Here is a 25066-nt window from a genome sequence, read left to right as displayed (position 1 = left end):
CGCCTCAGCCGGTCCGGTACGGCCCGGTCCGGTCGTACGGCAGAATTTCCGCCATGGGGATAGTCGCCGGGCTGGACAGTTCGCCCGATTTCACTCGCATCGTCGTCTGCGACGCGGACAGCGGAGCCGTGCTCAGGCAGGGCTATGCCCCGCACCCGGTCGACGGTCCGTCCGAGGGTGGCCGGCCCTCGGACGTCGACCCGCAGGCCTGGCTGCTGTCCCTGGGCGAGGCCGCGGGCGGCGGGCTCCTCGAAGGTGTCCAGGCCATCGGCGTCTCCGCGCAGCAGAACGGGCTCGTGCCGGTGGACACCCAGGGCAACACGGTGCGTCCGGCGATGGTCGGCGGGGACAAGCGGGCGCAGGTCGCGGCCGCCGACCTGGTCGACGCGCTCGGCGGGCGGGAGGCCTGGGCGCAGGCCGTGGGCTGCGTGCCGCAGGCCGCGCAGCCGGTGACGAAGCTGCGCTGGCTCGCGAAGACCGAACCCGACGCCGCGCTGCGCACCACCGTGCTGCTCCAGGCGCACGACTGGCTGGTGTGGCAGCTGCTCGGCCGCCCGGCCCGTCGGACCACCGACCGAGGCGGGGCCTCGGGCACCGGCTACTGGTCGGCTGCGACCGGTGGGTACCGGCCCGACCTCGTACAGCTGGCGCTCGGGCATCAGGCGCTGCTGCCGGACGTGCTCGGGCCGTGGGAGGCCGCGGGGACGACGCCCGAGGGGCTGCTGATCTCGGCGGGGACGGGCGAGACGATGGCGGCGGCGTTCGGTCTGGGCATCGGGCTCGGGGACGCGGTGGTGTCGCTCGGCGCCTCCGGTTCCGTGATGGCCGTGCACCACGAGGCGCTCGTCGACTCCTCCGGAATGATCACCTCGCTCGCGGACGCGACCGGGATGCACCTGCCGGTCGTCACCACGCTCAACGCGGTACGGGCACTGCGCGGCGCCGCCGAACTCCTCGGCGTACCGGACCTGGAGGGCCTGTCGGACCTGGCGATGAAGTCCACCCCGGGCTCCCACGGGCTCGTCATGCTGCCCTATCTGGAGGGTGAGCGGACGCCCAACCTGCCGCACACGGCGGGGACGCTGGCCGGGCTGCGGCGGGAGTCGATGAAGCCCGAGCACCTGGCGCGGGCCGCCTTCGAGGGCATGCTGTGCGGGCTCGCGGACGCGCTGGACGTGCTCCGCAAGCGGGGCGTGGAGGTGCGGCGGACCTTCCTGCTGGGCCCGGCCGCCGAGCTGAGCGCGGTGCAGGCCTGCGCGCCCGCGCTGCTCGGTACGCAGATCGTGGTGCCGCAGCCCGCGGACTACGCGGCGATCGGTGCGGCCCGGCAGGCGGCCTGGGCGCTCGGTGTCTCGCAGGGCACGATCCAGGCGGGGCTGCCGCCCGTCTGGCAGGGCGCGGCCGCGCAGGTCCTGGAGCCGGGCGAGGAGCTGGCGGTGGGGCAGGCCGTGCGGCAGCAGTACGTGTCGGTACGGGACCAGACCCACCCGGGTGCCTTCCGCCCCTGAGCCCCTCGGAGGGTTGCGCAGAGTTTCCGACGGCGGGACGGCTCGGACGGCATACTGCTACGGCCTACGCCTTCCGACTGAGACCCCGTCCGCTCTTGGACCTCTCTTGGGTTAATGAGTTGAGGTAACACGGGGGGAGTGTCCGACGATAGGGGCCAGGGGCAACCAACCGCCCCGCCGCCGACTCCGAGAGACCCAGCGTGCTCATACGACTCCTGCGTACCTATCTCACGCCCTACAAGAAACCCATCGCCCTGCTCGTCCTGCTGCAGTTCCTGCAGACCTGCGCCACGCTCTACCTGCCCACCCTCAACGCGGACATCATCGACAACGGTGTCGTGGACGGCGACACCGGCTACATCCTGTCCTTCGGCGCCGTGATGATCGGCATCTCTCTCGCCCAGGTCGTCTGCAACATCGGGGCCGTCTACTACGGCGCTCGTACGGCCTCGGCGGTCGGCCGGGACATCCGGGCCGGCATCTTCGACCGGGTGCAGTCGTTCTCCGCGCGTGAGGTCGGCCACTTCGGGGCGCCTTCGCTGATCACCCGCACGACGAACGACGTGCAGCAGGTGCAGATGCTCACCCTGATGACGTTCACCCTGCTGGTGTCGGCCCCCATCATGTGCGTGGGCGGCATCGTCCTCGCGCTCGGTCTCGACGTACCGCTGTCGGGGGTGCTGCTCGCCGTCGTGCCGGTGCTCGGGATCTCGGTCAGCCTCATCGTGCGCCGGCTGCGGCCGCTGTTCCGCACCATGCAGGTGCGGCTCGACACGGTGAACCGGGTGCTGCGCGAGCAGATCACCGGCAACCGCGTCATCCGCGCCTTCGTACGCGACGGCTACGAGGAGGAGCGCTTCCGGAAGGCGAACGCCGACCTCACCGAGGTGTCCCTGGGCACCGGACGGATGCTGGCGCTGATGTTCCCGATCGTCATGACGGTCGTGAACGTGTCCTCGATCGCGGTGGTGTGGTTCGGTGCCCACCGGATCGACAGCGGCGGGATGGAGATCGGCGCGCTGACCGCCTTCCTCGCCTACCTCATGCAGATCGTCATGTCCGTGATGATGGCCACCTTCATGTTCATGATGGTGCCGCGCGCGGAGGTGTGCGCCGAGCGCATCCAGGAGGTTCTGGACACCTCCAGCAGCGTGGTCCCGCCGAAGGCGCCCGTCCTGGAGCTGCGGCGGCACGGGCATCTGGAGATCCGGGGCGCCGGGTTCCGCTACCCGGGTGCCGAGGAACCGGTGCTCAGGACCATCGACCTGGTGGCCCGGCCGGGCGAGACCACCGCCGTGATCGGCTCGACCGGCAGCGGCAAGTCCACGCTCCTCGGCCTCGTCCCCCGGCTGTTCGACGCCACCGACGGCGAGGTGCTGGTGGACGGCGTCGACGTACGCACGGTCGAGCCGCGGCTGCTCGCGCGCACGGTCGGCCTCGTACCGCAGAAGCCGTACCTCTTCGCGGGCACGGTGGCGACCAATCTCCGGTACGGGAATCCGGACGCGACCGACGAGGAGCTGTGGCACGCGCTGGAGGTGGCGCAGGCCAAGGGCTTCGTGGAGGGTCTTGAGAACGGTCTGGACGCGCCGATCGCGCAGGGCGGGACGAATGTGTCGGGCGGTCAGCGGCAGCGGCTCGCCATCGCCCGGACCCTCGTGCAGCGGCCCGAGATCTACCTCTTCGACGACTCCTTCTCGGCGCTCGACTACGCGACGGACGCGGCGCTGCGCCGGGCCCTCGGCGAGGAGACCGCCGAGGCGACCGTCGTGATCGTCGCCCAGCGGGTGTCGACCATCCGGGACGCCGACCGGATCGTGGTCCTCGACGAGGGCCGGGTCGTCGGCGCCGGCCGCCACCACGAACTGATGGCGGAGAACGAGACATACCGGGAGATCGTGCTCTCCCAGCTGACGGAAGCGGAGGCAGCCTGATGGCCGGGCCCATGGGGCGGATGATGGCCGGGGGCGGTCCCGACCAGCACTCGATGGACTTCAGGGGGTCCGGAAAGCGGCTCCTGAAACAGTTCCGACCGGAACGCGCGACCTTGTACGGAATGCTCGTCGCCGTGGTGGTCAGCGTCGGCCTCTCGGTCCTCGGGCCGAAGATCCTGGGCCGGGCCACCGACCTCGTCTTCGCCGGGGTCGTCGGGCGGGAGATGCCCGCGGGCCGGACGAAGGCCGAGGTCCTCGCGGCGATGCGGGAGCGCGGCGACGGCGGTACGGCCGACATGCTCTCCGGGACGGACTTCACCCCGGGCAAGGGCATCGACTTCGGCACGGTCGGCGAGGTGCTGGGGCTCGCGCTCGCGGCGTTCCTGGTGGCAGGTCTGCTGATGGCCGTGGCGACGCGGCTGGTGAACCGGGCCGTCAACAAGACGATGTACAACATGCGCGAGGACGTGCAGACGAAGCTGTCGCGGCTGCCGCTGTCGTACTTCGACAAGCGTCAGCGCGGTGAGGTGCTCAGCCGCGCCACGAACGACATCGACAACATCGGGCAGACCCTCCAGCAGTCCCTGGGCCAGCTCGTCAACTCGCTGCTGACCATCGTCGGTGTGCTGGCGATGATGTTCTGGGTGTCGTGGCTGCTCGCGCTCGTCGCGCTGGTCACCGTGCCGCTGTCGTTCTACGTGGCCGTGCTCGTCGGGAAGCGGTCGCAGCCGCACTTCGTGCAGCAGTGGCGGACCACCGGCAAGCTCAACGCGCACATCGAGGAGATGTACACCGGCCACAACCTCGTGAAGGTCTTCGGACGGCAGGACGAGTCGGCGGCACAGTTCGCCGAGGAGAACGAGAAGCTGTACGAGGCCGGGTTCCGGGCGCAGTTCAACAGCGGGGTCATGCAGCCGCTGATGATGTTCGTGTCGAACCTGAACTATGTGCTGGTGGCCGTGGTCGGCGGACTGCGTGTCGCCTCGGGCGCCCTCTCGATCGGTGACGTCCAGGCCTTCATCCAGTACTCCCGGCAGTTCTCCATGCCGCTCACCCAGGTCGCGTCCATGGCGAACCTCGTGCAGTCCGGGGTCGCTTCGGCGGAGCGGATCTTCGAACTGCTGGACGCGGAGGAGCAGGAGGCGGACCCGGTGACGGGCGCGCGTCCGGAGGAACTCCGGGGCCGGGTGGCGCTGGAGGGGGTCTCCTTCCGGTACGACCCGGAGAAGCCGCTCATCGAGGACCTGTCGCTGAAGGTGGAGCCGGGGCACACGGTCGCGATCGTCGGCCCGACGGGCGCCGGCAAGACGACGCTCGTGAACCTGCTGATGCGGTTCTACGAAGTGACGGGCGGGCGTATCACCCTCGACGGGGTCGACGTCGCGAAGATGTCCCGGGACGAACTGCGGGCCGGGATCGGCATGGTGCTGCAGGACACCTGGCTGTTCGGCGGGACGATCGCGGAGAACATCGCGTACGGGGCTTCGCGTGAGGTCACGCGTGGGGAGATCGAGGAGGCGGCCCGGGCGGCGCACGCGGACCGCTTCGTCCGTACGTTGCCCGACGGGTACGACACCGTCATCGACGACGAGGGGTCGGGGGTGAGCGCGGGCGAGAAGCAGCTCATCACGATCGCTCGGGCGTTCCTGTCCGATCCGGTGATTCTGGTGCTGGACGAGGCGACGAGTTCGGTGGACACGCGTACGGAGGTGCTCATCCAGAAGGCGATGGCGAAGCTCGCGCACGGTCGGACGTCGTTCGTGATCGCGCATCGCTTGTCGACGATCCGGGACGCGGACACGATCCTCGTGATGGAGAACGGTTCGATCGTGGAGCAGGGCGCGCATACGGACCTGCTGGCGGCGGAGGGAGCGTACGCGCGCCTGTACCAGGCCCAGTTCGCGCAGGCGGTGGTGGAGGTGGACTGAGGGCATTTTTCGCCCCCGCCGCCCCTACCCATTCCCGTCCCTTTCGGGGGCTCCGCCCCCGAACCCCCGCTCCTCAAACGCCGGAGGGGCTGAATTTCAGCGGGGGCCTGGGCGGCGGGGGCGAGAAAACCCCAGGTCAGTCCAAGTAGCCCCGCAGTTGGTCCGCGAACGCGTGGTCGCGGAGTTTGTTCAGCGTCTTGGACTCGATCTGGCGGATCCGTTCGCGGGTGACGCCGAAGATGCGGCCTATCTCCTCCAGCGTGCGGGGGCGGCCGTCGGCCAGGCCGTAGCGGAGTTGGACGACCTTGCGCTCACGCTCGCCGAGGGTCGACAGGACCGCTTCCAGGTGCTCCCTCAGGAGCAGGAACGCCGCCGACTCCACAGGACTCGTCGCATCCCCGTCCTCGATCAGGTCCCCGAGCGCCACATCGTCCTCCTCGCCCACAGGCGCGTGGAGGGACACCGGCTCCTGGGCCAGCCGCAGGACCTCGCTGACCCGTTCGCTGGGCAGGTCCAGGTGCGCCGCGACCTCCTCCGGCGTCGGCTCGTACCCCCGTTCCTGCAGCATGCGGCGCTGCACCCGCACCACCCTGTTGATCAGCTCGACCACATGGACGGGCACCCGTATCGTCCGGGCCTGGTCGGCGAGGGCCCGGGACATGGCCTGGCGGATCCACCAGGTCGCGTACGTCGAGAACTTGTACCCGCGGGCGTAGTCGAACTTCTCGACCGCCCTGATCAGGCCAAGGTTTCCCTCCTGGACCAGATCGAGCATGGTCAGCCCGCGCCCCACGTACCGCTTGGCGACGGAGACGACGAGCCGGAGGTTCGCCTCGATCAGACGGCGTTTGGCCATCCGGCCCATGACCACCAACTTGTCGAGGTCCAGGGCGAGTTGGCTGTCCAGGTCGGGAGCCAGCCGCAGCCTTTCCTCCGCGAAGAGGCCGGCCTCGACCCGGCGCGCCAGCTCCACCTCCTCCGCCGCGGTGAGCAGCGGGATCCGGCCGATCTCCCGCAGGTACTGGCGGAACAGGTCGGACGAGGGCCCACCGGTGTCCGTACGCCCGCGGGGGACTTCCACCGGCTCCGGCGTCTCGGTCTCCACGAGGGTGACGGGCGGCTCGTCGGGCTCGGCCGACGGGCCCTGAGGCTCCGCCGCCGTCTCGGGGTGGTGCGCGACACGGCTCTGCGGCGGTACGGCCGCTATGACGTCGGAATCGGAATCCGTGTCCGTGTCGGTGGCGTTGTCGGTCTGGGAGAGGGTCTGGGTCTGCACGGGGGCGACCTCCAGGAATGTCGCTGCTGAGGCGTGCGGCAGCGGTACGTCGAGGGGCGGAGCCGACGGCCTTGCCGCTGTCCGTCCCGAACACGTTGAGCGGAACCGCGGGGACATAGGACCCGTCGCGTTCGGGTCGGCCGCGCTCCGAGGACTCAGGCACCGGAACCCAGTGTGGAGTACGACACATCGTCGCCACGAGGGGCGTGCGGTGACTTTTTGAGTCCGGTCCGTGACCGCGTGGTTACCCTGGCGGAAAACTCGTGTGCCCGTTCGTACCCTGATCTGGCACGATCCCCGAGTGTGCGGTTCCCTTACGGAACGAACGCACATCGTGCCCGCCCGCGGCCCGATGCCTTCGCAGTCGGTGCTCGGCCGATGGTCACGTTGACGCTCGGCCGATGGTCACGGTGACGGGTTCCCCGAAGTACGCCGTATAACGCCGTAGTACGCCGTTATACGCCGCCCCCGTTATGTTTTCCGCGGTCCTGCAAGAGGGCCGCTGGCCTCCGGGCCCGGCATGACTGTGTCCCCCTGTCGAACGGATGACCTGGGGGGTGGTGTCACCGGGCCCGGGAGGTGCCGTCGGAGACGCTGATGAGAGGTCCGGCCACCGCCCGGTCCGGCGCAATGCCGGGCAGTTCGCGGGCGGCAGGTCTGCATAACGTGGATGCGCGCGTACGACACCACTGCCGAGGCCGGCACGTTCAACTTCCCTGGAAGGGCGCGATGTTCGACACCCAAGACGTGGGCGTATTCCTCGGCCTGGACGTCGGCAAGAGCGCCCATCACGGCCATGGGCTCACGCCAGCCGGGAAGAAGGTCCTCGACAAGCAGCTGCCCAACAGCGAGCCGAAACTACGGGCCGTCTTCGACAAGCTGACCGCGAAGTTCGGCACCGTGCTGGTGATCGTGGACCAGCCCGCCTCGATCGGGGCTCTCCCCCTGACCGTGGCCCGGGACGCCGGCTGCGAGGTCGCCTACCTGCCCGGCCTGGCCATGCGGCGGATCGCCGACCTGTACCCGGGTGAGGCCAAGACCGACGCGAAGGACGCCGCGGTGATCGCGGATGCGGCCCGCACCATGCCGCACACCCTGCGCTCGCTGGAGCTCACCGACGAGATCACCGCCGAACTCACGGTCCTCGTGGGCTTCGACCAGGACCTCGCCGCTGAGGCCACCCGCACGTCCAACCGGATACGCGGCCTGCTCACCCAGTTCCACCCGTCGCTGGAACGCGTTCTGGGCCCCCGCCTCGACCACCAGGCCGTCACCTGGCTGCTGGAGCGCTACGGCTCCCCGGCCGCACTGCGCAAAGCCGGCCGCCGCAGGCTCGTCGAGCTCATCCGGCCCAAGGCCCCGCGCATGGCCCAGCGGCTGATCGACGATGTCTTCGAGGCGTTGGACGAGCAGACCGTCGTGGTCCCGGGCACCGGCACCCTCGACATCGTCGTGCCCTCCCTGGCCCGCTCTCTCGCCGCTGTCCACGAACAGCGCCGGGCCCTGGAAGCCCAGATCAACGCCCTGCTGGAGGCCCACCCTCTTTCCCCGGTCCTGACGTCGATGCCCGGCGTCGGCGTCAGGACCGCCGCCGTCCTGCTGGTCACCGTCGGCGACGGCACCAGCTTCCCGAGCGCCGCCCACCTGGCCTCCTACGCCGGACTCGCCCCGACCACGAAGTCGTCGGGCACCTCGATCCATGGCGAACACGCACCCCGAGGCGGCAACCGCCAGCTCAAACGCGCCATGTTCCTGTCCGCCTTTGCCTGCATGAACGCCGATCCCGCCTCCCGCACCTACTACGACAAGTGCCGGGCCCGCGGAAAGACCCACACCCAGGCCATCCTCCGCCTCGCCCGCCAACGCATCAGCGTTCTGTTCGCCATGCTCCGCGACGGCACCTTCTACGAACCCCGCCTTCCCCAAGCGACAGCTGCATGAACCAGCCCACAGGCAGGTCGATTCAGGTCAACGCCTTGTGTCGTCTGTCCACGCCGAGATATCTGCGGCAGCCCGTCGGACAGCGTCCTCCTGGTCCCGGGCGAGGTTCGCGCAGGCCGCTGCGACGTCCGGCACACCGTCCGGTCCCACGAGCGCGTCATGCACCCCGGTCTGCAGCCAGTCAGCCTGGTTGTCGTCAGCCTCGGCAACCGCGAGAGCGATGAGCCTTACGGCGGCCACCGTCCCCACCCGGGCCAGGGCCTCTGCCGTCTGTCGGATCACCGCCGTGTCCTCGACGTCCAGCAGCAGCCCCACCAGCGCTTCCGCAGCCTCAGAAACATCAGCGAAGGAAGCAAGGTCGCGCCCGGCACGAACACGTTGCGTCCACGAAGGAGACGACGCCTCAGCCAAGGCCGCCTCCAACCCACTCATCATCTCTGGCACGACCAGACAGTCTCATGCCCCACGAAGAAGAACGGACCCCAAGCCGAAGCTGCCCACACGCTTGACGAAGAACATAGAGGCACCCCCCCCGATCGGATCGCGTACCCGGGCCGGGCCCCGCCCCGCCTCAGAGCGCGCCCGCGCCCTTCTCCCGCAAAGCCTGGTCGTACTGCTGGAGTACCCACAACTCGTTCTGTACGGCGGCCAGCTGGGCCGGGTCGCCCTGGGCGCTGGCTCGGGCGAGGGTGCCCTGGACGTCCCGTACGCGGCGCTCGACGGCTCGGCGGCGGACGGTCACGAGCTGCTCGCCCGCGTAGTGCTCGTCGACGGTCTTGCGCATGATCGCCTCGACGGCCAGCTCCGTGACCATGGCGCGGACCGCGTCGTCCGGGGCGGCCTCGCGGGCCTTAACTAGGTAATCCTGAGGATCCTGGACGCCGTACTCGGCACCACCCGCCTCTACGATGACCTCGCGTACGGCAGCGTAGGGCGGCGCAGTGAATTCGTCAGCCTCGAATGCGTCGAAAGCCGGAGAGACTAGTTCCGGGCGTTGGAGCGCCAGTTTGAGGAGTTCGCGCTCCGTCTTATGCGCAGGATTACGCAAGTTCAAAGGGGGGCCCCCGAATGCCCTCGATGGAGCTGTCTCGGTCTGAGAGGAACGTGCAGGCGTGGGCACGGGGCCCTGACCACCACTACGCCGGTTGAGGTAGCCGACACGATCCACCACGAACTCCTGGTCCAGGATGCCGACCAGGCCAGCGAGTTCCACAGCCATCTCACGCCGCGCGGTGCGCTCCTTGATCCGGGCAGCCACGGGTGCCGCCTCGTCTAGAGCCGCCGCTCGACCTCCTGGAGTCTCCAAGTCGTAGCGCCGCACGATCTGTTGCAGTGCGAACTTAAACAGCGGCGTGTGCGGCTGAACCAATTCCGCAACGGCCCCGTCGCCCTTCGCCAGGCGCAGTTCGCACGGGTCCATGCCGTCCGGAGCGATCGCAATGTACGTCGAGGCAGCGAATTTCTGATCATCCTCGAACGCCCGCAGCGCCGCCTTCTGACCCGCTGAGTCACCGTCGAAGGTGAAGATGACACGCGCCGTGCCATTGTCCATCAATAGGCGGCGAAGGATCTTGATGTGATCGCCGCCAAAAGCCGTACCGCAGGTCGCGATCGCCGTCGTCACACCCGCCAGGTGGCAGGCCATCACGTCCGTGTAGCCCTCGACCACGACCGCCCGGCTGCTCTTGGCGATGTCCTTCTTGGCGAGGTCGATGCCGTACAGGACCTGGGACTTGCGGTAGATCGGTGTGTCGGGTGTGTTGAGGTATTTCGGGCCGTTGTCCGACTCGTACAGCTTGCGCGCGCCGAAGCCGACGACCTCGCCGCCGATGTCGCGGATCGGCCACATCAGGCGGCCGCGGAAGCGGTCGATGGGGCCGCGGCGGCCCTCCTGGGAGAGGCCGGAGAGGAGGATCTCCTTGTCGGTGAATCCCTTGCCGCGGAGGTAGCGCGTGAGGTGGTCCCAGCCCTGGGGGCTGTAGCCGACGCCGAAGTGGGTGGCCGCGGCCTGGTCGAAACCTCGCTCGGCGAGGAACTTGCGGCCGGTGTCGGCCTCCGAGCTGGTGTCGAGCTGCTCGATGTAGAACTGGGCGGCGATCTTGTGGGCCTCGACCAGGCGGATGCGCTCACCGCGCTGGTGGGAGGGGTTGTACCCGCCCTCCTCGTAGCGCAGCGTGATGCCCGCCTGGCCGGCGAGGCGCTCGACCGACTCCGAGAAGGTGAGGTGGTCGACCTTCATCACGAACGTGATGGTGTCGCCGCCCTCCTGGCAGCCGAAGCAGTGGAAGAGCCCCTTGCTCGGGCTGACCTGGAAGGACGGTGACTTCTCGTCGTGGAAGGGGCAGAGACCCTTGAGGTTTCCGCCGCCCGCGTTGCGCAGCTGGAGGTACTCCGAGACCACGGCGTCGATCGGGACCGCGTCCCGAACAGCCTTCACGTCCTCGTCGTTGATCCTTCCAGCCACGCGTGGATTCTACGGGGAGGGTGTGACAGTCGAGCGCCGCCGTCGGTCATGGGACCAGACTGTCCAGCGGAACGTGCGGGTCCGCGAGCGCCTCGGAGTCCACCCGGGTCCGGGTCCGGATCAGCTGCTGGATCGGGTCCGTGACGTCCCACACATTCACGTTCATCCCGGCCAGCACCCGCCCGTCCTTCGTCCAGAAGGCGATGAACTCCCGCTTGCCCGCGTCTCCCCGGATCACCACTTGGTCGTACGTGCCCGGGGGCGCCCAGCCCGAGTACTCGAGCCCTACGTCGTACTGGTCGGAGAAGAAATAGGGCACCCTGTCGTACGTCAGCTCGCGGCCCAGCATCGCGCGGGCCGCCGCCGGGCCGCCGTTCAGCGCGTTCGCCCAGTGCTCGACGCGCATGCGGGTGTCGAACAGCGCGTGGGGGAAGGCGGCCACGTCACCGGCCGCGTAGATGTCGGGGTCGGAGGTGCGCAACCGCTCGTCGACCGCGATGCCGCCGCCGTGCGCGCGGTCGGCCATCGTGAGGCCCGCGGCCTCGGCGAGGCCGGTGCGCGGGGCGGCGCCGATGGCGGCCAGGACGTCGTGCGCGGGGTGCTCCTGGCCGTCGTCCGTGCGGGCCGCCAGGACCATGCCGTCCTGGCCGGTGATCTCCGTGAGCCGCGTGCCGAAGTGGAAGCGGACGCCGTGCTCGCGGTGCAGCTCGGCGAAGAGCTGGCCCAGCTCGGGGCCGAGGACCGAGTGCAGCGGGGTCGGCCCGTGCTCGACGACGGTGACCTCGGCGCCGTACTCACGGGCGGCCGCGGCGACTTCCAGGCCGATCCAGCCCGCGCCCGCGATGACGAGGTGGCCGTTGTCCCGGCCGAGGGCGGTCAGTACGTGCTTGAGGCGCTCCGCGTGGGCGAGGCGCCGCAGGTGGTGGACGCCCGCGAGGTCGGTGCCGGGGATGTCGAGGCGGCGCGGTTCGGCGCCGGTCACGAGCAGCAGCTTGTCGTAGTGGACGAGCGTGCCGTCGTCACCGAAGCGGACGGTCTTCGCGGTCCGGTCGATGGCGTCGACGGTCTGGCCGAGATGCAGCTCGATGTCGTTGCGCGCGTACCAGGCGGGCTCGTGCACGAAGACGCTGTCGCGCTCCTCCTTGCCGAGCAGATAGCCCTTGGACAGCGGAGGTCGTTCGTACGGGTGGTCGCGCTCGTCGCAGATCAGTATCACGCGGCCCTTGAAACCCTCCGCCCGGAGCGTCTCGGCCGCCTTCGCGCCGGCCAGCCCGCCTCCGACGATGACGAATGTCTGATCTGCGTCGACCACTTGATGCCTCCTCGTAAGGATGTCGCCACCTGCGAGCGTCCCGCACGGAGCGTGATGGGGGAAGGGGGTGTGGCCCGATCAGGCCACGCAGGGTCACGCTTTCAGTGGCCCGACGCCACAGCTACCCCCTGAGACTCACATGTAGTGATCGCGCGGAGGCGTCCGTGAGGGACGCGATCTGGTCAACGATCACCCGCTTGCGGGCGCGGTCGTCCGACGCCCGGTCGAACAGCGCTCGAAACTGCGGGTCCAGGCCGTCCGGCGCGCGGGCGGTGAGCGCCTCCGCCAGCTCGGCGACGACGATCCGCTGGTCGGCGCGGAGCCGCTCCTGCTCGGCGCGCTGCATCACGTACCGGTCGGCGACGGCCTTGAGGACCGCGCACTCCAGGCGGGCCGCGCGCGGGACGACCAGCTCGGCGGCGTACCGCGTGAGCCGGCCCGTCCCGTACGCCGCGCGCGTGGCGCCCTCCGCCGCGAGGCAGAACCGGCCGATGAGCTGGCTGGTGGCGTCCTTCAGCCTGGCCTGCGCGACCGCGGAGCCGTCGTAGCCGTGCGGCCACCACTCCTGGTCCAGGAGGCGGTCGAGAGCCCCGGCCAGCTCGGCGGGGTCGGTGTCCACGGGGACGTACCGCCCGATGGCGACCTGGAAGATCTCCTGCCGCTCGGGCTCGGCGTGCAGGCAGTTGGGGTCGATGTGGCCCGCGTGGAGGCCGTCCTCGACGTCGTGCACGGAGTACGCCACGTCGTCGGACCAGTCCATGACCTGGGCCTCGAAGGTGGTGCGGGTGCCGGGGGCGCCCTCGCGGATCCAGTCGAAGACGGGACGGTCGTCGTCGTAGACCCCGAATTTCCCGGACTTCGGGTCGGTCGGGTGGGCGCCGCGCGACCAGGGGTACTTGGTGGCGGCGTCGAGGGCGGCACGGGTGAGGTTGAGGCCGACGCTGACGAGTTCGTCGCCCGCCGCGGCGGCGGCCGAGGCCACGGCGTCGCTGTGCACGAAGCGCTTCGGCTCGATGCGGGTGAGCAGTCTGAGCGACTGCGCGTTGCCCTCGAAGCCGCCGCAGTCCTCCGCGAACTCGTTCAGTGCCTGCTCTCCGTTGTGCCCGAAGGGCGGGTGGCCCAGGTCGTGGGAGAGGCAGGCCGCCTCGACGAGGTCGGGGTCGCAGCCGAGGGCGGCACCGAGCTCGCGGCCGACCTGGGCGCACTCCAGGGAGTGGGTCAGGCGGGTGCGGGGGCTCGCGTCCCAGACCTGGCTCCGTGTGCCGGGCGTGACGACCTGCGTCTTGCCTGCGAGGCGGCGCAGGGCCGAGGAGTGCAGTACGCGGGCGCGGTCGCGCTGGAAGGCGGTGCGGCCTGGGCGTTTGTCGGGTTCCACGGCCCAGCGGGCCACTGACGTGGGGTCGTAGGCGGGGGGTGGGGTGTTGTTCTTGTGTGCCTGTTGGGCGGTGTCGGTGCTGGTACTGGTGCCTTCCATGCTTTGACAGTAAGCGGAGCCGCCGACAATTGGGGCGTGAGTGTTCTCGCCTGCGCGTCTGCCGGGGACTGTTCGTTTGCGGGTGCGGGTTGAGTCGGGCTGGTCGCACAGTTCCCCGCGCCCCCAGAAGCATCGGCGCCGGCCGTGCCCCGAAGGGGCGCGGGGCGCTGACATATGCGGCTCCGCCGCGGGGCGCGACCAGCCACGACGCACCCGCAGCCGACGCACCAGGCCCAGCGGAGCGCTTACGCCGAGGCCAGTGTCCGTTCCGGTGTGGCCGGGGTTGCCAGCGTCCGGTCGTAGCGGTGCAGGACCAGGCGGGCCATTGCCGGGTGGGCGCCCAGGGGGGACGCTGCAATCCAGGGGGCCGCCGCCGCGCACTCGGTGGAGAAGCGGCCGGGGGCGGTGAAGTAGGAGGCGACGGCGACGCGGTGGCGGCCGCGGGCGGCGAGGGCGCGTACCGCGGCCGGCACGGTGGGGGCGGCGGCGGACGCGTACGCGGGGACGACGGGGACGCCGAGCCGCTCGGCCAGGAGGGCCGCGGTACGGCGGGTGTCGACGGCCGCGTCCGGGTCGCGGGATCCGGCAGCGGCGAGCACGACCCCGCTCGCCCGGCGCTCCGCGTGGTCCAGGGGCGCCCGCCAGCCGGCCTCCACGAGGCGCTCGTAGAGCGTCTCCACGAGCAGCGGGTGCGGGCCGAGCGGCGCGGCGATCCGGGTGCGTGCCCGCGAGGCGGCCGCGGCCTCGGGGATGTCCTGCTTGACGTGGTAGCCGCGGCTGAGCAGCAGCGGTACGAGGACGGCGTCACCGGTGCCGAGCTCCGCGAGCGTGTCGGGGAGCAGGGGCTCGTTCAGCTCGATGTGTCCCAGGCGCACGGGCAGGCCGGGGCGCAGGTCACGGATCCGGTCCAGGAGGGTCCGGATGGTGCTCAGGGCGCGTGGGTCACGGCTGCCGTGGCCCACGAGGACGAGCGTCGGCGGGACGGGACGCCGGGTGCCGTCGAGGGACACGCGGCTGAGCTGACTGCCGAGCTGGCTGGTGATCCGGTTCAAGAGTTGCCCCGTACTGTCGAGGTGGGCGCCATGGAGCGGCTGGCCGCCGGAGCGGGGCGTGGACTCGCGAGAAGGATTCGACGCCGTCATGCACCGATGATGCCGGGAAGAGGTTGCCTTCCCGTTGCGCGGCAATGACGGGGTTTTTCCGGGCGTTCACGGTGGGGTGCAGGGGGTGTGTGAGGTGTCGTGACCTGCGGTTACGGCTCCCGGAGTGAAGCTGGTCACTGCGCGCCGGGCGAACCGGATCACCGTGTTCGGCGTCCTCCAGGGTCAAGGCCACCTTGGGAGGGACCGTCCAATGCGCCGTCCGAAGCTGCCGCCGCGACCACGCCTGCCGCGACCGCGTCTGCCGCGCACCCGTACCGGGCAGCGGCGGGCCGTGCAGGTCGTGATGGCCGGGTGTGTCCTCGCACTGCTTCCGTCGACGTGGATGTACGTGGTCACGGGCGACCGGCTGCGGACGGCGGCGGACGTGCCGCGCACCGACGTGGTGGTCGTCTTCGGGGCGGGGCTGTGGCGCGGCGAGCCGTCGCCGTACCTCGCGCACCGGCTGGACGCGGCGGCCGAGCTCTACCGGGACGGGCGCGTCGAGGTGGTTCTGGTCACCGGCGACAACAGCCGCGAGGACTATGACGAACCGGACGCCATGCGCGCGTACCTCACGGAGCGGGGCGTGCCCGACGCGCGGATCGTCAGCGACTACGCGGGCTTCGACACCTGGGACTCCTGCGTACGCGCCAAGAAGATCTTCGGTGTCGACAAGGCCGTACTGATCAGCCAGGGCTTCCACATCCGGCGGGCGGTCGCGCTCTGCCAGGAGGCGGGCGTCGAGTCGTACGGGGTCGGGGTGGCCGCCGTGCACGACGCGACCTGGTACTACGGGGGCGCCCGGGAGGTGTTCGCGGCGGGGAAGGCGGTCCTGGACGCGGCGTTCGAGCCGGATCCGCGGTTCCTCGGGCCCGAAGAGCCGGGCGTGGAACGGGCGTTGGCGGCGGCCGGCCGATAGTCGACGAGACGCAGATCACGCGGGTCGGCGGGTTTGGCGAGAGCTGCTCACCCTGCCGCGTGAAAGCGGTTCCATGGCGTTCCGTAGTCAACTGACTACGGATAGTGTCTACTTCGGGAGCCCGGATCCGAACCGGGCTCAGGAGAAAGGACACATGATGACTGCTCTTCGCACCGCCTTCGTAGCCGCCATGGCGGCCGCACTCTTCTCGGCTCCGGCCGCCATGACGACCGCCGTGGCGGACGACGAGGCGCCGGCGAAGGAGCCGAGGTGCGCCAAGCTCGGCGCCTCCGGCGACGGTTGGGCCGACATCCACAACGTGTGCGGCTACACGATCTCCGCCTCTGTCGAAGTCGACGGGTTCGACCCGAGCTGTATTCAGATCGGCCCCGGCGGGATCGGACGCATCGGGCTGGAGCCGGGTGACGTCCCGTACTACGCGTACGAGTGCTGAGCCGGCCACTGAACCGACGGCTGACCCGACGGCTGAGTGGGCGCTGCTCCTGAGCGGGGCCGGCGGGACTGCCTCACGTCCCGCCGGTTCCGGCGGGGAGGTCCCCGTGCCTGCCGTGTAACGGGGAGCGTCCCGCCGCGTAACACGTCCGACGCACGCTGAGTGGTATGCAGACCTCCGCGACGCCCACCCACTGTCCCTACTGCGCGCTGCAATGCGGAATGAACCTGACGCCCGTGACGGGTGACAGCGGCGCCGTGACGGTCGATGTGACGGAACGGACGGACTTTCCGGTGAACCGGGGCGCGCTGTGCGGCAAGGGCCGTACGGCGCCCGCCCTGCTCTCCCCCGGGGTACGGCTGGCCTCGCCCTTGATCCGCAGGGCGGGAGTGCTGGAACCGGCCGACTGGGACGAGGCGCTCGACCGGATCGCGGAGGAGTTGTCCCGCACGCGTACGGAGCATGGCCCGGACGCGTGCGGGGTGTTCGGCGGGGGCGGGCTGACCAACGAGAAGGCGTACACGCTCGGGAAGTTCGCCCGGGTCGTGCTCGGCACCTCGCAGATCGACTACAACGGCCGCTTCTGCATGTCCTCGGCGGCGGCCGGTGGCATCAAGGCATTCGGCCTGGACCGGGGACTGCCCTTCCCCCTGGAGGACATCCCGAAGACGGGGTGCGTCATCCTGGTCGGTTCCAACCTCGCCGAGACCATGCCGCCGGCACTCCGCTATCTCACCGAACTCAAGGAGAACGGCGGCACGTTGGTCGTCATCGACCCGCGCCGCACCCGGACCGCCGAACAGGCGGACCTGCATCTCGCGCCCCGCCCGGGGACGGATCTCGCCCTGGCCCTCGGGCTGTTGCACCTGGTGGTGGCGGAGGGGCTTACGGACGAGGCGTACATCCAGGAGCGTACGACCGGCTGGGAGGAGGCTCGGGCCGCCGCGATGGCGCACTGGCCGGAGTACGTGGAGCGGATCACGGGCGTGTCCGTCCCCCAACTCCGGGAGACGGTGCGGATGTTCTGCGAGCCGGAGTCCGCGATGGTGCTCACCGCGCGCGGGCCCGAGCAGCACTCCAAGGGTACGGACACCGTCGGCGCGTGGATCAACCTCTGCCTGGCGACCGGGCGTCCGGGGCGCCCCTTCTCCGGATACGGTTGTCTCACCGGGCAGGGCAACGGGCAGGGCGGGCGTGAACACGGCCAGAAGGCCGACCAGTTGCCCGGCTACCGCAAGCTCGACGATCCCGCCGCCCGCCGTCATGTGGCGGAGGTCTGGGGCGTCGACCCCGACTCGCTGCCGGGGCCCGGCCGCAGCGCGTACGAGCTGCTGGACGCCATGGGTACGGACATCCGCGCGCTGTTGCTGATGGCCTCCAACCCGGTGGTGTCGGCGCCTCGGGCCGCCCACATCGAGGAGCGGCTCAAGTCCCTCGACTTCCTCGCGGTCGCCGACGTGGTGCTGTCCGAGACGGCCGCGCTCGCGGACGTCGTCCTGCCCGTCACCCAGTGGGCCGAGGAGAGCGGCACGACGACCAATCTGGAGGGGCGGGTCCTGCTGCGCAAGCAGGCGATCACTCCCCCGGAGGGCGTCCACAGCGATCTGCACGTGATGCACGAACTGGCCGACCGGCTGGGCGTGGAGAAGGGTTTCCCCACGGACCCGGAGGAGGTCTTCGAGGAACTGCGCCGGGCCAGCGCGGGCGGGCCCGCCGACTATTCGGGCATCACGTATCGCCGCCTGGCGGAGGAGAACGGGGTGTTTTGGCCATGCCCGGCGGGCGGTTCGACGGGCGACTCGGCGGGCGGCCCGGCGGGCCGCCCGCCGGGCCGCCCGGCGGATCGCTCCGCGGGTGGCTCCACGAGTGGCTCCGCCGGAGAGCGGGAGGGCGGCGGCCAGGAAGCTGGAGCCCATCCCGGTACCCCGCGTCTCTTCCTCGAACGGTTCGCCACGCCCGACGGGCGGGCGCGGTTCGTCGCCGTCAACCATCGGCCGTTGGCGGAGGAGCCGGACGAGGAGTATCCGGTGCTGCTGACCACCGGGCGGGTGGTCTCGCAGTACCAGTCCGGTGCGCAGACCCGCCGGGTCGACGAGCTGAACGCCGCCGCGCCCAGTTCCTTCGTGGAGCTGCATCCCCGGCTCGCCGAGCGGGTCGGGGCCGTGGAGGGGGAACCGCTGGCCGTGGTGTCCCGGCGCGGGCGCGCGGTGGCGCCCGCGCGGATCACCAGTTCCATTCGGCCCGACACCGTGTTCATGCCGTTTCACTGGCCGGGCGAGGGGCGGGCCAACACGTTGACCAACCCGGCCCTCGATCCGACCTCGCGGATGCCGGAATTCAAGGCTTGTGCGGTTCGGGTTGAGCGGGTGGGCTGAGCTCGTCGTTCGGGTGCCCGTCGGTTGTGGCTTGTCGCGCAGTTCCCCGCGCCCCTATAGACGTCCCCTCAGCCACGTACGGGAGCGAGTTCCACCTTGTCCATGTTCGGGGCCCATGCCGATGCGTTGGCGAAAGTGATCGTGTTCGTGCCCTTTGCCAAGGTCACAGGGACGCCGATCGTCCAGTAGTCGTCCCAGCTCCACGTGTTCTTGAACGTCACTGACTGGGACTTCGAACCCACCGTGACCGTGGCCGTGCGGGACACGATGTCCGTGTTGTATGCGTGGCCGTTGTCGCGGCGGTCGTTGTTGGCGTAGGAGACGACGAGGACGTAGCGGCCCGGCTCGGGGGCTTCGACCCTGAACTGGGCTGTGCTGGCTGCCGAGTTGCCGAGCCGGCCGATGTACGAGCCCGCCGACGCGAAGGGTGAGTCCACCAGTTCCGCTCCCCCGGCCAGCGTGGCCGCCGCGCCCTCGTAGGTGAGGGTGCCGCGGGTCGAGCCGGAGCCGGTGACGTCGAGTGAGCGCAGTGAGACCTCCGAGGCTCCCGAACCTCCCCAGCCTTCCAAGCCTCCCGCCCGTCCCGAACTCGTCGCCGTCACACGGTTGTTGCCCGCCACGAGGTAGAGCCGCAGCGCCTTGTCCGGACGGGCGGTCACCGTCTCTCCGTGCAGTGACAGCCGGACCGTGTCTGAGGCGCGCGGGGTCAGCGTGAAGTAGCCGTCGCGCGGGGCGTACACGTCGAAGACGGCCTTGTCGCCGTGGCCGAGTCGCAGGGCGCCCGTACCGGTGCCGGAGGCGTCGCGGTAGTCGTACGCCGGGCTGCCGGAGATGTCGGCGAGTGTGGCCTCGTAGGAGGTCGTGGGGGTAGTGCGGGCCGTGAGATCCACGCGGTCGAGGGTCGCCTCGCCGGTGTCTCCCTTGGCGAGGGTCAGGGTGTGGCTCCCCTCGGTGAGCGTGACGGGGACGGTCCTGCGGCCTCGGTAGGTCCAGTTCTCCGTCGAGGGGTACGTCACCGTCGTGACCGTTTCGCCGTCCACGGACAGCAGTTGGGTGGACGGGGTGCCGCTCTGGTTGCCGTACAGGATCGAGAGGCCGTACGTGTCCGTGCGCGGGACGGAGACCGCGAACTCCACCTTGCTGGTCGGCGAGTTGAGCGAGCCGACGTCCTTGGTGCCGGACGTGGCATAGCCGTTGGCGTTCGAGACCGTGCCCTGGGTGTCGACGCGGCCGTCGGTGATGGTCGCCTCCTCGGCCTCGTACGACGCCGACCAGGGGACGTGCGCGGCGGCGGGGGTGCCGGAGCCGGCCGGGGTGAGGACGACGCGGTAGGCCGACATCTGGTGGAGGCCGGTGAGGGGCACGGTGACCGTGCCGTCCGCGGCGACCCGCGCCTTGACTCGCTTGAGGACCTGTGGTGCCGGGTGCGCGCCCTCGTATCCGGACCAGGTCGCCTCCGCCACCGTCGCGGTGACGGTCCGGCCGAAGACCTTCGGGTCGACGTGCCGGACGACGACGTCCGCGTCGCCTGCCGCGCCGCCGAGCAGCACCTGCGCCTGGCGTCGCCCGGTGTCGTACGAGGCGAGGCCCTGGAGTGAGTCGACGGTGTTCGGCGAGGGCGGGGTCACCCTCACCGTGTCGCCGGTCAGTCCCGCGTACCAACGGAAGAACCACCAGCCGCCGTTGGGGATGTTGGTGCGGACGACATTGCCGGAGAGGTTGCCCGCGGCGTCCCAGTAGGCCTGGTTCGCGTACACCTTGTTGCGCTCGAACATCGAGACCCACTGGGCGAGTTGGCCCGGCACGGAGAGGTCGCGGCGGTTGGCGTACTCGTCGATGTTGATGGGGAGGGGATCGATGCCGAGCGTCTTCTCGATGGCGCGGTAGTCGTCGTAGTGGGCCTGGAAGTCGCGCAGGGAGTCCGGGCCGAGTTCGTGCCAGGTGGTGAGGTACGGCAGGACGTTCTCGCGCTTCGCGAAGGCGAGGAAGTCCGTCAACAGCCGTGTGTGGTAACCGGATTCGTTCGGGCCCGCGATCCTGGCGTCCGGGTCGATCGCGCGGATGCGGTCGACGACGGTCTTCCAGTCCCTGAGGAACCGGTCACGGTTCTTCTCGTAGGCGGCCTGGTCGGCGACGCCGAGGTTGTACCAGATCTGGTCGGGCTCGTTGAACGGCACGTGGACGAAGTGCTCGCTGTCCGGGGCCTCGGCGAGATCCTTGGTGATCCGGTCGACCTTGGTGAGGTAGTCCTCGATACCGAGGTCCTCGTACGGCCACTTCTGGTACATGTCCTGCATGAGCACGAGGACGTCGCCGCCGCCGTTGCGGAGGAAGGACTTCGAGACGGTGACGGCGTCGCCGTTGGGGTGCTGGAGGCCGCCCTCCGGCTTCTGCGAGACGCTCGTCACCTTGAGGGGCGCGAGGGCGGCGTCGCTGGGCACACCGTCGTCGCTCAGCCCGTACAGCGCGCCGTTCGCGCCACGCATGACGGCGCCCTCGGAGGCGTCGAGGTCAACGGTGAGGCGGACGGCGGCGGATGCAGACGCGGATACGGATGCGGATGCGGATACGGATGCGGATGCGGATGCGGATGCGGGATCCGGCTGCGCCTCGGCGGTCACGGACATGGCTCCTCCGGAGAGCGCGAGGGTGGATGAACGACTCTTGCGTGAACGGTCACATCAGCGCATGATTCTCCCGTCGGCGTCGGACATGTCAAGACCCGTGGCAGCACCGGTAGCAGGCGTATGGCAGGCGCATCCGCAGAGATATCCGCGGTCACCTGGGGTATTGGGGAGGTTCGCGTGACCGTTCACGCAGTTCCGGACGGTGCCGGGGTCTCCCCCGTGACCATCCGGGACGTCGCACGCGCGGCCGGCGTCTCCTACCAGACCGTCTCGCGCGTCATCAACGGCAACGAACGCGTCGCCGACAGCACGCGCCGACGCGTACTGACCGCGATCGACACGCTCGGCTACCGGCCCAACCAGGCCGCCCGCGAGCTCGCGGGCAAGACCGTGCGCTCGCTCACCGTGCTCACCTCCGACACCTCCCTCTACGGCAACGCGTCGGCGCTGCGCGGTATCGAGGAGGCGGCGCGCACGGCCGGGTTCGCGGTCTCGATCAGCGTGCTCGCGCGGCACGCGGCCCCGGACGCGGACGAGTTGCGGGCGCGGCTGGTGCGGCCGGGCGATCCGGTGATCGTGATCGCCTTCGACGCGGCGGGCGTCCGGGCGCTGGAACTGCTGCCCGCGGAGGCGCCGGTGGCCGCGTTGGTCGAGCGGCCGCCCGGCGTGGACCCCGGCCCGCGGCACGTGTGGCTCGACGACCGGCTCGCGGCGGCCCGCGCGACCCGCCATCTGCTGGGCCTCGGCCACCGGACCGTCCACTACCTGGCCCTGCCGTCGTCCACCGCGCGGACCGCGCAGCGCACCGAGGGCTGGCTGGACGCCCTGCGCGAGGCGGGGGTCGAGGAACCGGAGCCGGTGGTGGGCGGCTGGACGCCGCGCTCGGGCCATCTGGCGGCGCGCTCACTGCTGGAGCGCGCGGACGTCACCGCCGTGCTCTGCGGCAACGACGATCTGGCGATCGGGGTGCTGCGCGCGGCACGGGAGACGGGCCGGTCGGTGCCCCGGGACCTGAGCGTCGTGGGCTTCGACGACATGCCGACGTCGGCGTATCTGGCTCCGGCGCTGACGACCGTACGGCTGGACTTCGAGGGGCTCGGGCGTACGGCGTTCGGGCTGCTGCACCGGCTGCTCGATCCGTCGGCCGGGACCCAGGGTCCTTGTGCGGAACCGGAGTTGATCGTACGAGAGAGCTCGGGGCCGTGGCGGGACACGGGGCGTGGAACGGGTCGTGTCCCGGGTCTAGGGCCGGGGCCCGGGCCGGGACCCGGGCCGGGACCCGGGCCGGGACGCGGATCGGGTCGCGGGCCGGGACGCGGATCGGGTCCCGGATCGGCTGGAGGGATCGTTTGAGCTGGGGAGGCCGCATGACCGGAAGGACTTCATGACACGGGACCACAGCTATCGCTGGGGCCACTCCGAACTGGCCGTCGACTTCGACTTCGGGGCAGCAGACGGGTTCGAGGCAGGGGTCGGGGCCGAGGCCGGGGCCGGGGCCCGGACCGACCAGGACGGGGATACGCCTCGGCTGGTGCGGGTGGCGCGGCCCGGTGACCCCGAGACCGAACCCGAACCCGAACCCGAGACCTCGCGGGCCGCCGCGGACGCCGCGCTGCCGCTCGTCGAGCTGACCCTGTTCGGCGACGGTACCGGCTGGTCCGGGCCGCGCTTCGGGGGCACGGCGCTCGGGCAGCGCCTGCGCTACCGCGCGCACCACGCCACGTTCGGCGACGGGTGGCATCGCCTGACCGTCGAACTCGCCGACCCGGCAAGCGGGTTGACCGTCTTCGCCGAGTACGCCTCGCCGGACGCGGTGTCCGTGCTGCGCTCCCGGGTCCGGCTGCGCAACGACGGCCCCGCTCCCGTCACCGTGCGCTCGGTCAGCAGCCTGCTGCTCGGCGGGCTGCCCTCACCCGACGACCTGCGCGTCTTCCGGGCGCGCAACGACTGGGTCGCCGAATGCCGTTGGTACGACGAGCCGTTGCGTGCCACGGTCCCCGACATCGGCCGGGAACTGTACGGGCACGACAGCAGGGCCGCGGTACGGCTCGCCGGGCGCGGCAGTTGGCCCACAGACGGGCACCTGGCGATGGGCGCGTTCACCCACGAGGCGGACGGGCGCGGCTGGTTGTGGCAGATCGAGTCCGCCGCGAGCTGGCAGTGGGAGGCGGGCGAGGCGGGCCGACGTACGTGTCTGACGCTGAGCGGGCCGGGTGCGGACGAGCATCAGTGGCGCCAAGTCCTCGGTCCTGGGGAGGAGTTCACCGGTGAGTGGGCGGCGCTGGCCCTGGGCGAGGGGTTCGACGGGGCACTGGCCGCGCTGACGTCGTACCGCCGTCTCGTCCGACGTCCGCACCCCGACCACGAACAGCTGCCCGTCATCTTCAACGACTACATGAACACGCTGTTGGGCGACCCGACCGCCGAGAAGCTGCTGCCACTGATCGACGCGGCGGCCCGGGCGGGCGCGGAGTACTTCTGTGTCGATGCCGGCTGGTACGACGACGAGGCCGGGGGCTGGTGGGACAGCGTCGGCGCCTGGCTGCCGTCCGAGCGGCGGTTCCCCGGCGGCGGACTGCGCGCGGTGCTGGACCGTATCCGGGACCGCGGGATGGTGCCCGGGCTGTGGCTGGAGGCCGAGGTGGTCGGCGTCCGCAGCCCCGTGGCGCGCGAACTGCCGGACGAGGCGTTCCTACGCCACGAGGGCGGGGTCCGGGTCACCGAACAGGGCCGCCACCAGTTGGACCTGACCCATCCGGCGGCCCGCGACCACCTCGACCGGACGGTCGACCGGATCGTCGGCGAGTGGGGCGTGGGCTATCTCAAGCTCGACTACAACATCACCACGTCCGTACCGGGGCTGCTGGACCACTCCCGGGCCTGGCTGGCCTGGCTGGGGTCCGTCCTGGACCGCTATCCCGCGCTCGTGATCGAGAACTGCGCGTCGGGCGGCATGCGCATGGACGGCGCGTCCCTGGCCGTCACGCAGCTCCAGTCCACCTCCGACCAGCAGGACCCGCTGCGCTATCCGCCCATCGCGGCTGCCGCGCCCACCGCCGTACCGCCCGAGCAGGGGGCCGTGTGGGCGTACCCCCAACCGGCCTTCACCGACGCGGAGATCGGCTTCACCCTCGGCTCGGCGCTGCTCGGCCGGATCCATCTCTCCGGGCATCTGGACAAGATGACGGAGAGTCAATTGTCGTTGGTGCGGGGCGCCTTGACCGTCTACAAGGCGATCCGGGGCGATCTGCGCACCGCGCTGCCGTTCTGGCCGCTCGGGCTGCCGGGCTGGTCGGACGAGTGGCTCGCGCTGGGGATGCGGGCGCCGGTCACAGGGATGGGGGCGGTCTCGGGGGCCACGTATCTGTCGGTGTGGCGTCGGGGCGGCGGCTCCGAACAGGTGTTGCCCGTACGGCATTTGGCGGGGCGGAAGGACGTACGGGTGGAGGTACTGCACCCTGCGGCGGCGCGCGCGAGCGCGGGGGCGGTGGAGTGGGACGGGGAGGCGGTGCGGGTGGTGATGCCCGGCGAGCCGGGGGTGCTGCTGGTGAGGCTGATCACCGAGAGATGATCGACGAGGAGTGATCGCTGAGGAGTGGTCGCTGAGGAGTGGTCGCCGAGGTGTGGTCGCCGAGCACTCTTCGTAACGGTGTGCCCACGCACAGAATTCACGGTCATGCCACCCCGGGGTATCCCCGACATGCGCGGGTGC

General features: G+C 70.6%; 15 protein-coding genes and 1 pseudogene. 9 read left to right on the top strand and 7 right to left on the bottom strand.

Annotated elements, in window-relative coordinates:
• The first annotated feature begins 53 nt into the window (after nt 1-53).
• From OHA11_RS32235 to OHA11_RS32225, 3 genes are all read left to right on the top strand, one after another.
• Nucleotides 54-1508: an FGGY family carbohydrate kinase gene (locus OHA11_RS32235; RefSeq protein WP_266502380.1), complete on the top strand. Its 1455-nt coding sequence runs from the start codon at nt 54-56 to the stop codon at nt 1506-1508.
• Between the two features lie 200 nt (nt 1509-1708).
• Nucleotides 1709-3442, top strand: a complete 1734-nt coding sequence (locus tag OHA11_RS32230) for an ABC transporter ATP-binding protein (RefSeq protein WP_266502378.1) — start codon at nt 1709-1711, stop codon at nt 3440-3442.
• Nucleotides 3442-5370 (top strand): ABC transporter ATP-binding protein, encoded by a 1929-nt coding sequence (locus tag OHA11_RS32225; protein WP_266502372.1) that lies wholly within the window; start codon nt 3442-3444, stop codon nt 5368-5370. Before OHA11_RS32230 ends, OHA11_RS32225 begins: the two co-directional genes overlap by 1 nt.
• Before the next feature lie 136 nt (nt 5371-5506).
• On the opposite strand, the pseudogene OHA11_RS32220 reads toward OHA11_RS32225, so the two are convergent.
• Nucleotides 5507-6809: pseudogene (locus OHA11_RS32220) on the bottom strand (RNA polymerase sigma factor).
• Nucleotides 6810-7375: 566 nt separating this feature from the next.
• Here OHA11_RS32220 and OHA11_RS32215 point away from each other — a divergent pair.
• Entirely contained in the window at nt 7376-8587 is a 1212-nt protein-coding gene (locus OHA11_RS32215) for an IS110 family transposase (RefSeq protein WP_266492891.1), read from the top strand.
• 27 nt (nt 8588-8614) lie between these two features.
• On the opposite strand, the gene OHA11_RS32210 is transcribed toward OHA11_RS32215, so the two are convergent.
• The 5 genes from OHA11_RS32210 to OHA11_RS32190 all read right to left on the bottom strand — a co-directional run bounded on the left by OHA11_RS32210 (nt 8615) and on the right by OHA11_RS32190 (nt 14979).
• Complete coding sequence (locus OHA11_RS32210; protein ID WP_266507475.1) at nt 8615-9022, bottom strand: hypothetical protein; 408 nt, start codon at nt 9020-9022, stop codon at nt 8615-8617.
• Nucleotides 9023-9158: 136 nt separating this feature from the next.
• Entirely contained in the window at nt 9159-11051 is a 1893-nt protein-coding gene (dnaG, locus tag OHA11_RS32205) for a DNA primase (RefSeq protein ID WP_266502368.1), read from the bottom strand.
• A gap of 46 nt (nt 11052-11097) precedes the next feature.
• Nucleotides 11098-12363: an NAD(P)/FAD-dependent oxidoreductase gene (locus tag OHA11_RS32200; RefSeq protein ID WP_266502366.1), complete on the bottom strand. Its 1266-nt coding sequence runs from the start codon at nt 12361-12363 to the stop codon at nt 11098-11100.
• 121 nt (nt 12364-12484) lie between these two features.
• Nucleotides 12485-13837 (bottom strand): deoxyguanosinetriphosphate triphosphohydrolase, encoded by a 1353-nt coding sequence (locus OHA11_RS32195; RefSeq protein WP_266502364.1) that lies wholly within the window; start codon nt 13835-13837, stop codon nt 12485-12487.
• Nucleotides 13838-14082: 245 nt separating this feature from the next.
• Nucleotides 14083-14979 carry a sirohydrochlorin chelatase gene (locus tag OHA11_RS32190; RefSeq protein ID WP_266502362.1) on the bottom strand — a complete coding sequence of 299 codons (897 nt, stop codon included), beginning with the start codon at nt 14977-14979 and terminating at the stop codon, nt 14083-14085.
• Nucleotides 14980-15190: 211 nt separating this feature from the next.
• Here OHA11_RS32190 and OHA11_RS32185 point away from each other — a divergent pair, with 211 nt between their 5' ends.
• The 3 genes from OHA11_RS32185 (at nt 15191) to OHA11_RS32175 (ending at nt 18727) form a co-directional block, all read left to right on the top strand.
• The gene (locus OHA11_RS32185) at nt 15191-15898 is read left to right on the top strand and encodes a vancomycin high temperature exclusion protein (protein WP_266502360.1); all 708 of its coding nucleotides are present in this window, start codon (nt 15191-15193) and stop codon (nt 15896-15898) included.
• A gap of 154 nt (nt 15899-16052) precedes the next feature.
• Nucleotides 16053-16352 (top strand): hypothetical protein, encoded by a 300-nt coding sequence (locus tag OHA11_RS32180; RefSeq protein WP_266502358.1) that lies wholly within the window; start codon nt 16053-16055, stop codon nt 16350-16352.
• A 167-nt stretch (nt 16353-16519) separates the two neighbouring features.
• Nucleotides 16520-18727 (top strand): molybdopterin oxidoreductase family protein, encoded by a 2208-nt coding sequence (locus OHA11_RS32175; RefSeq protein WP_266502357.1) that lies wholly within the window; start codon nt 16520-16522, stop codon nt 18725-18727.
• Nucleotides 18728-18795: 68 nt separating this feature from the next.
• Here the strand turns inward: OHA11_RS32175 and OHA11_RS32170 are convergent, their stop codons facing one another.
• Nucleotides 18796-21354, bottom strand: coding sequence for a CBM35 domain-containing protein (locus tag OHA11_RS32170; protein WP_266502355.1), 2559 nt, complete (start codon nt 21352-21354; stop codon nt 18796-18798).
• Nucleotides 21355-21531: 177 nt separating this feature from the next.
• Between OHA11_RS32170 and OHA11_RS32165 the strand changes: the two genes are divergently transcribed.
• Nucleotides 21532-22707 (top strand): LacI family DNA-binding transcriptional regulator, encoded by a 1176-nt coding sequence (locus OHA11_RS32165; protein ID WP_266502353.1) that lies wholly within the window; start codon nt 21532-21534, stop codon nt 22705-22707.
• A gap of 31 nt (nt 22708-22738) precedes the next feature.
• On the top strand, nt 22739-24925 hold the full coding sequence (locus OHA11_RS32160; RefSeq protein WP_266502351.1) for a glycoside hydrolase family 36 protein: 2187 nt from the start codon (nt 22739-22741) through the stop codon (nt 24923-24925).
• The last annotated feature ends 141 nt before the right edge of the window (nt 24926-25066 follow it).

It is taken from the genome of Streptomyces sp. NBC_00878 (assembly GCF_026341515.1).
Classification (GTDB): Bacteria; Actinomycetota; Actinomycetes; order Streptomycetales; family Streptomycetaceae; genus Streptomyces.
The sequence above is the reverse complement of the archived record's forward strand: the minus strand, read 5'-3'. Positions and strand labels throughout refer to the sequence as shown.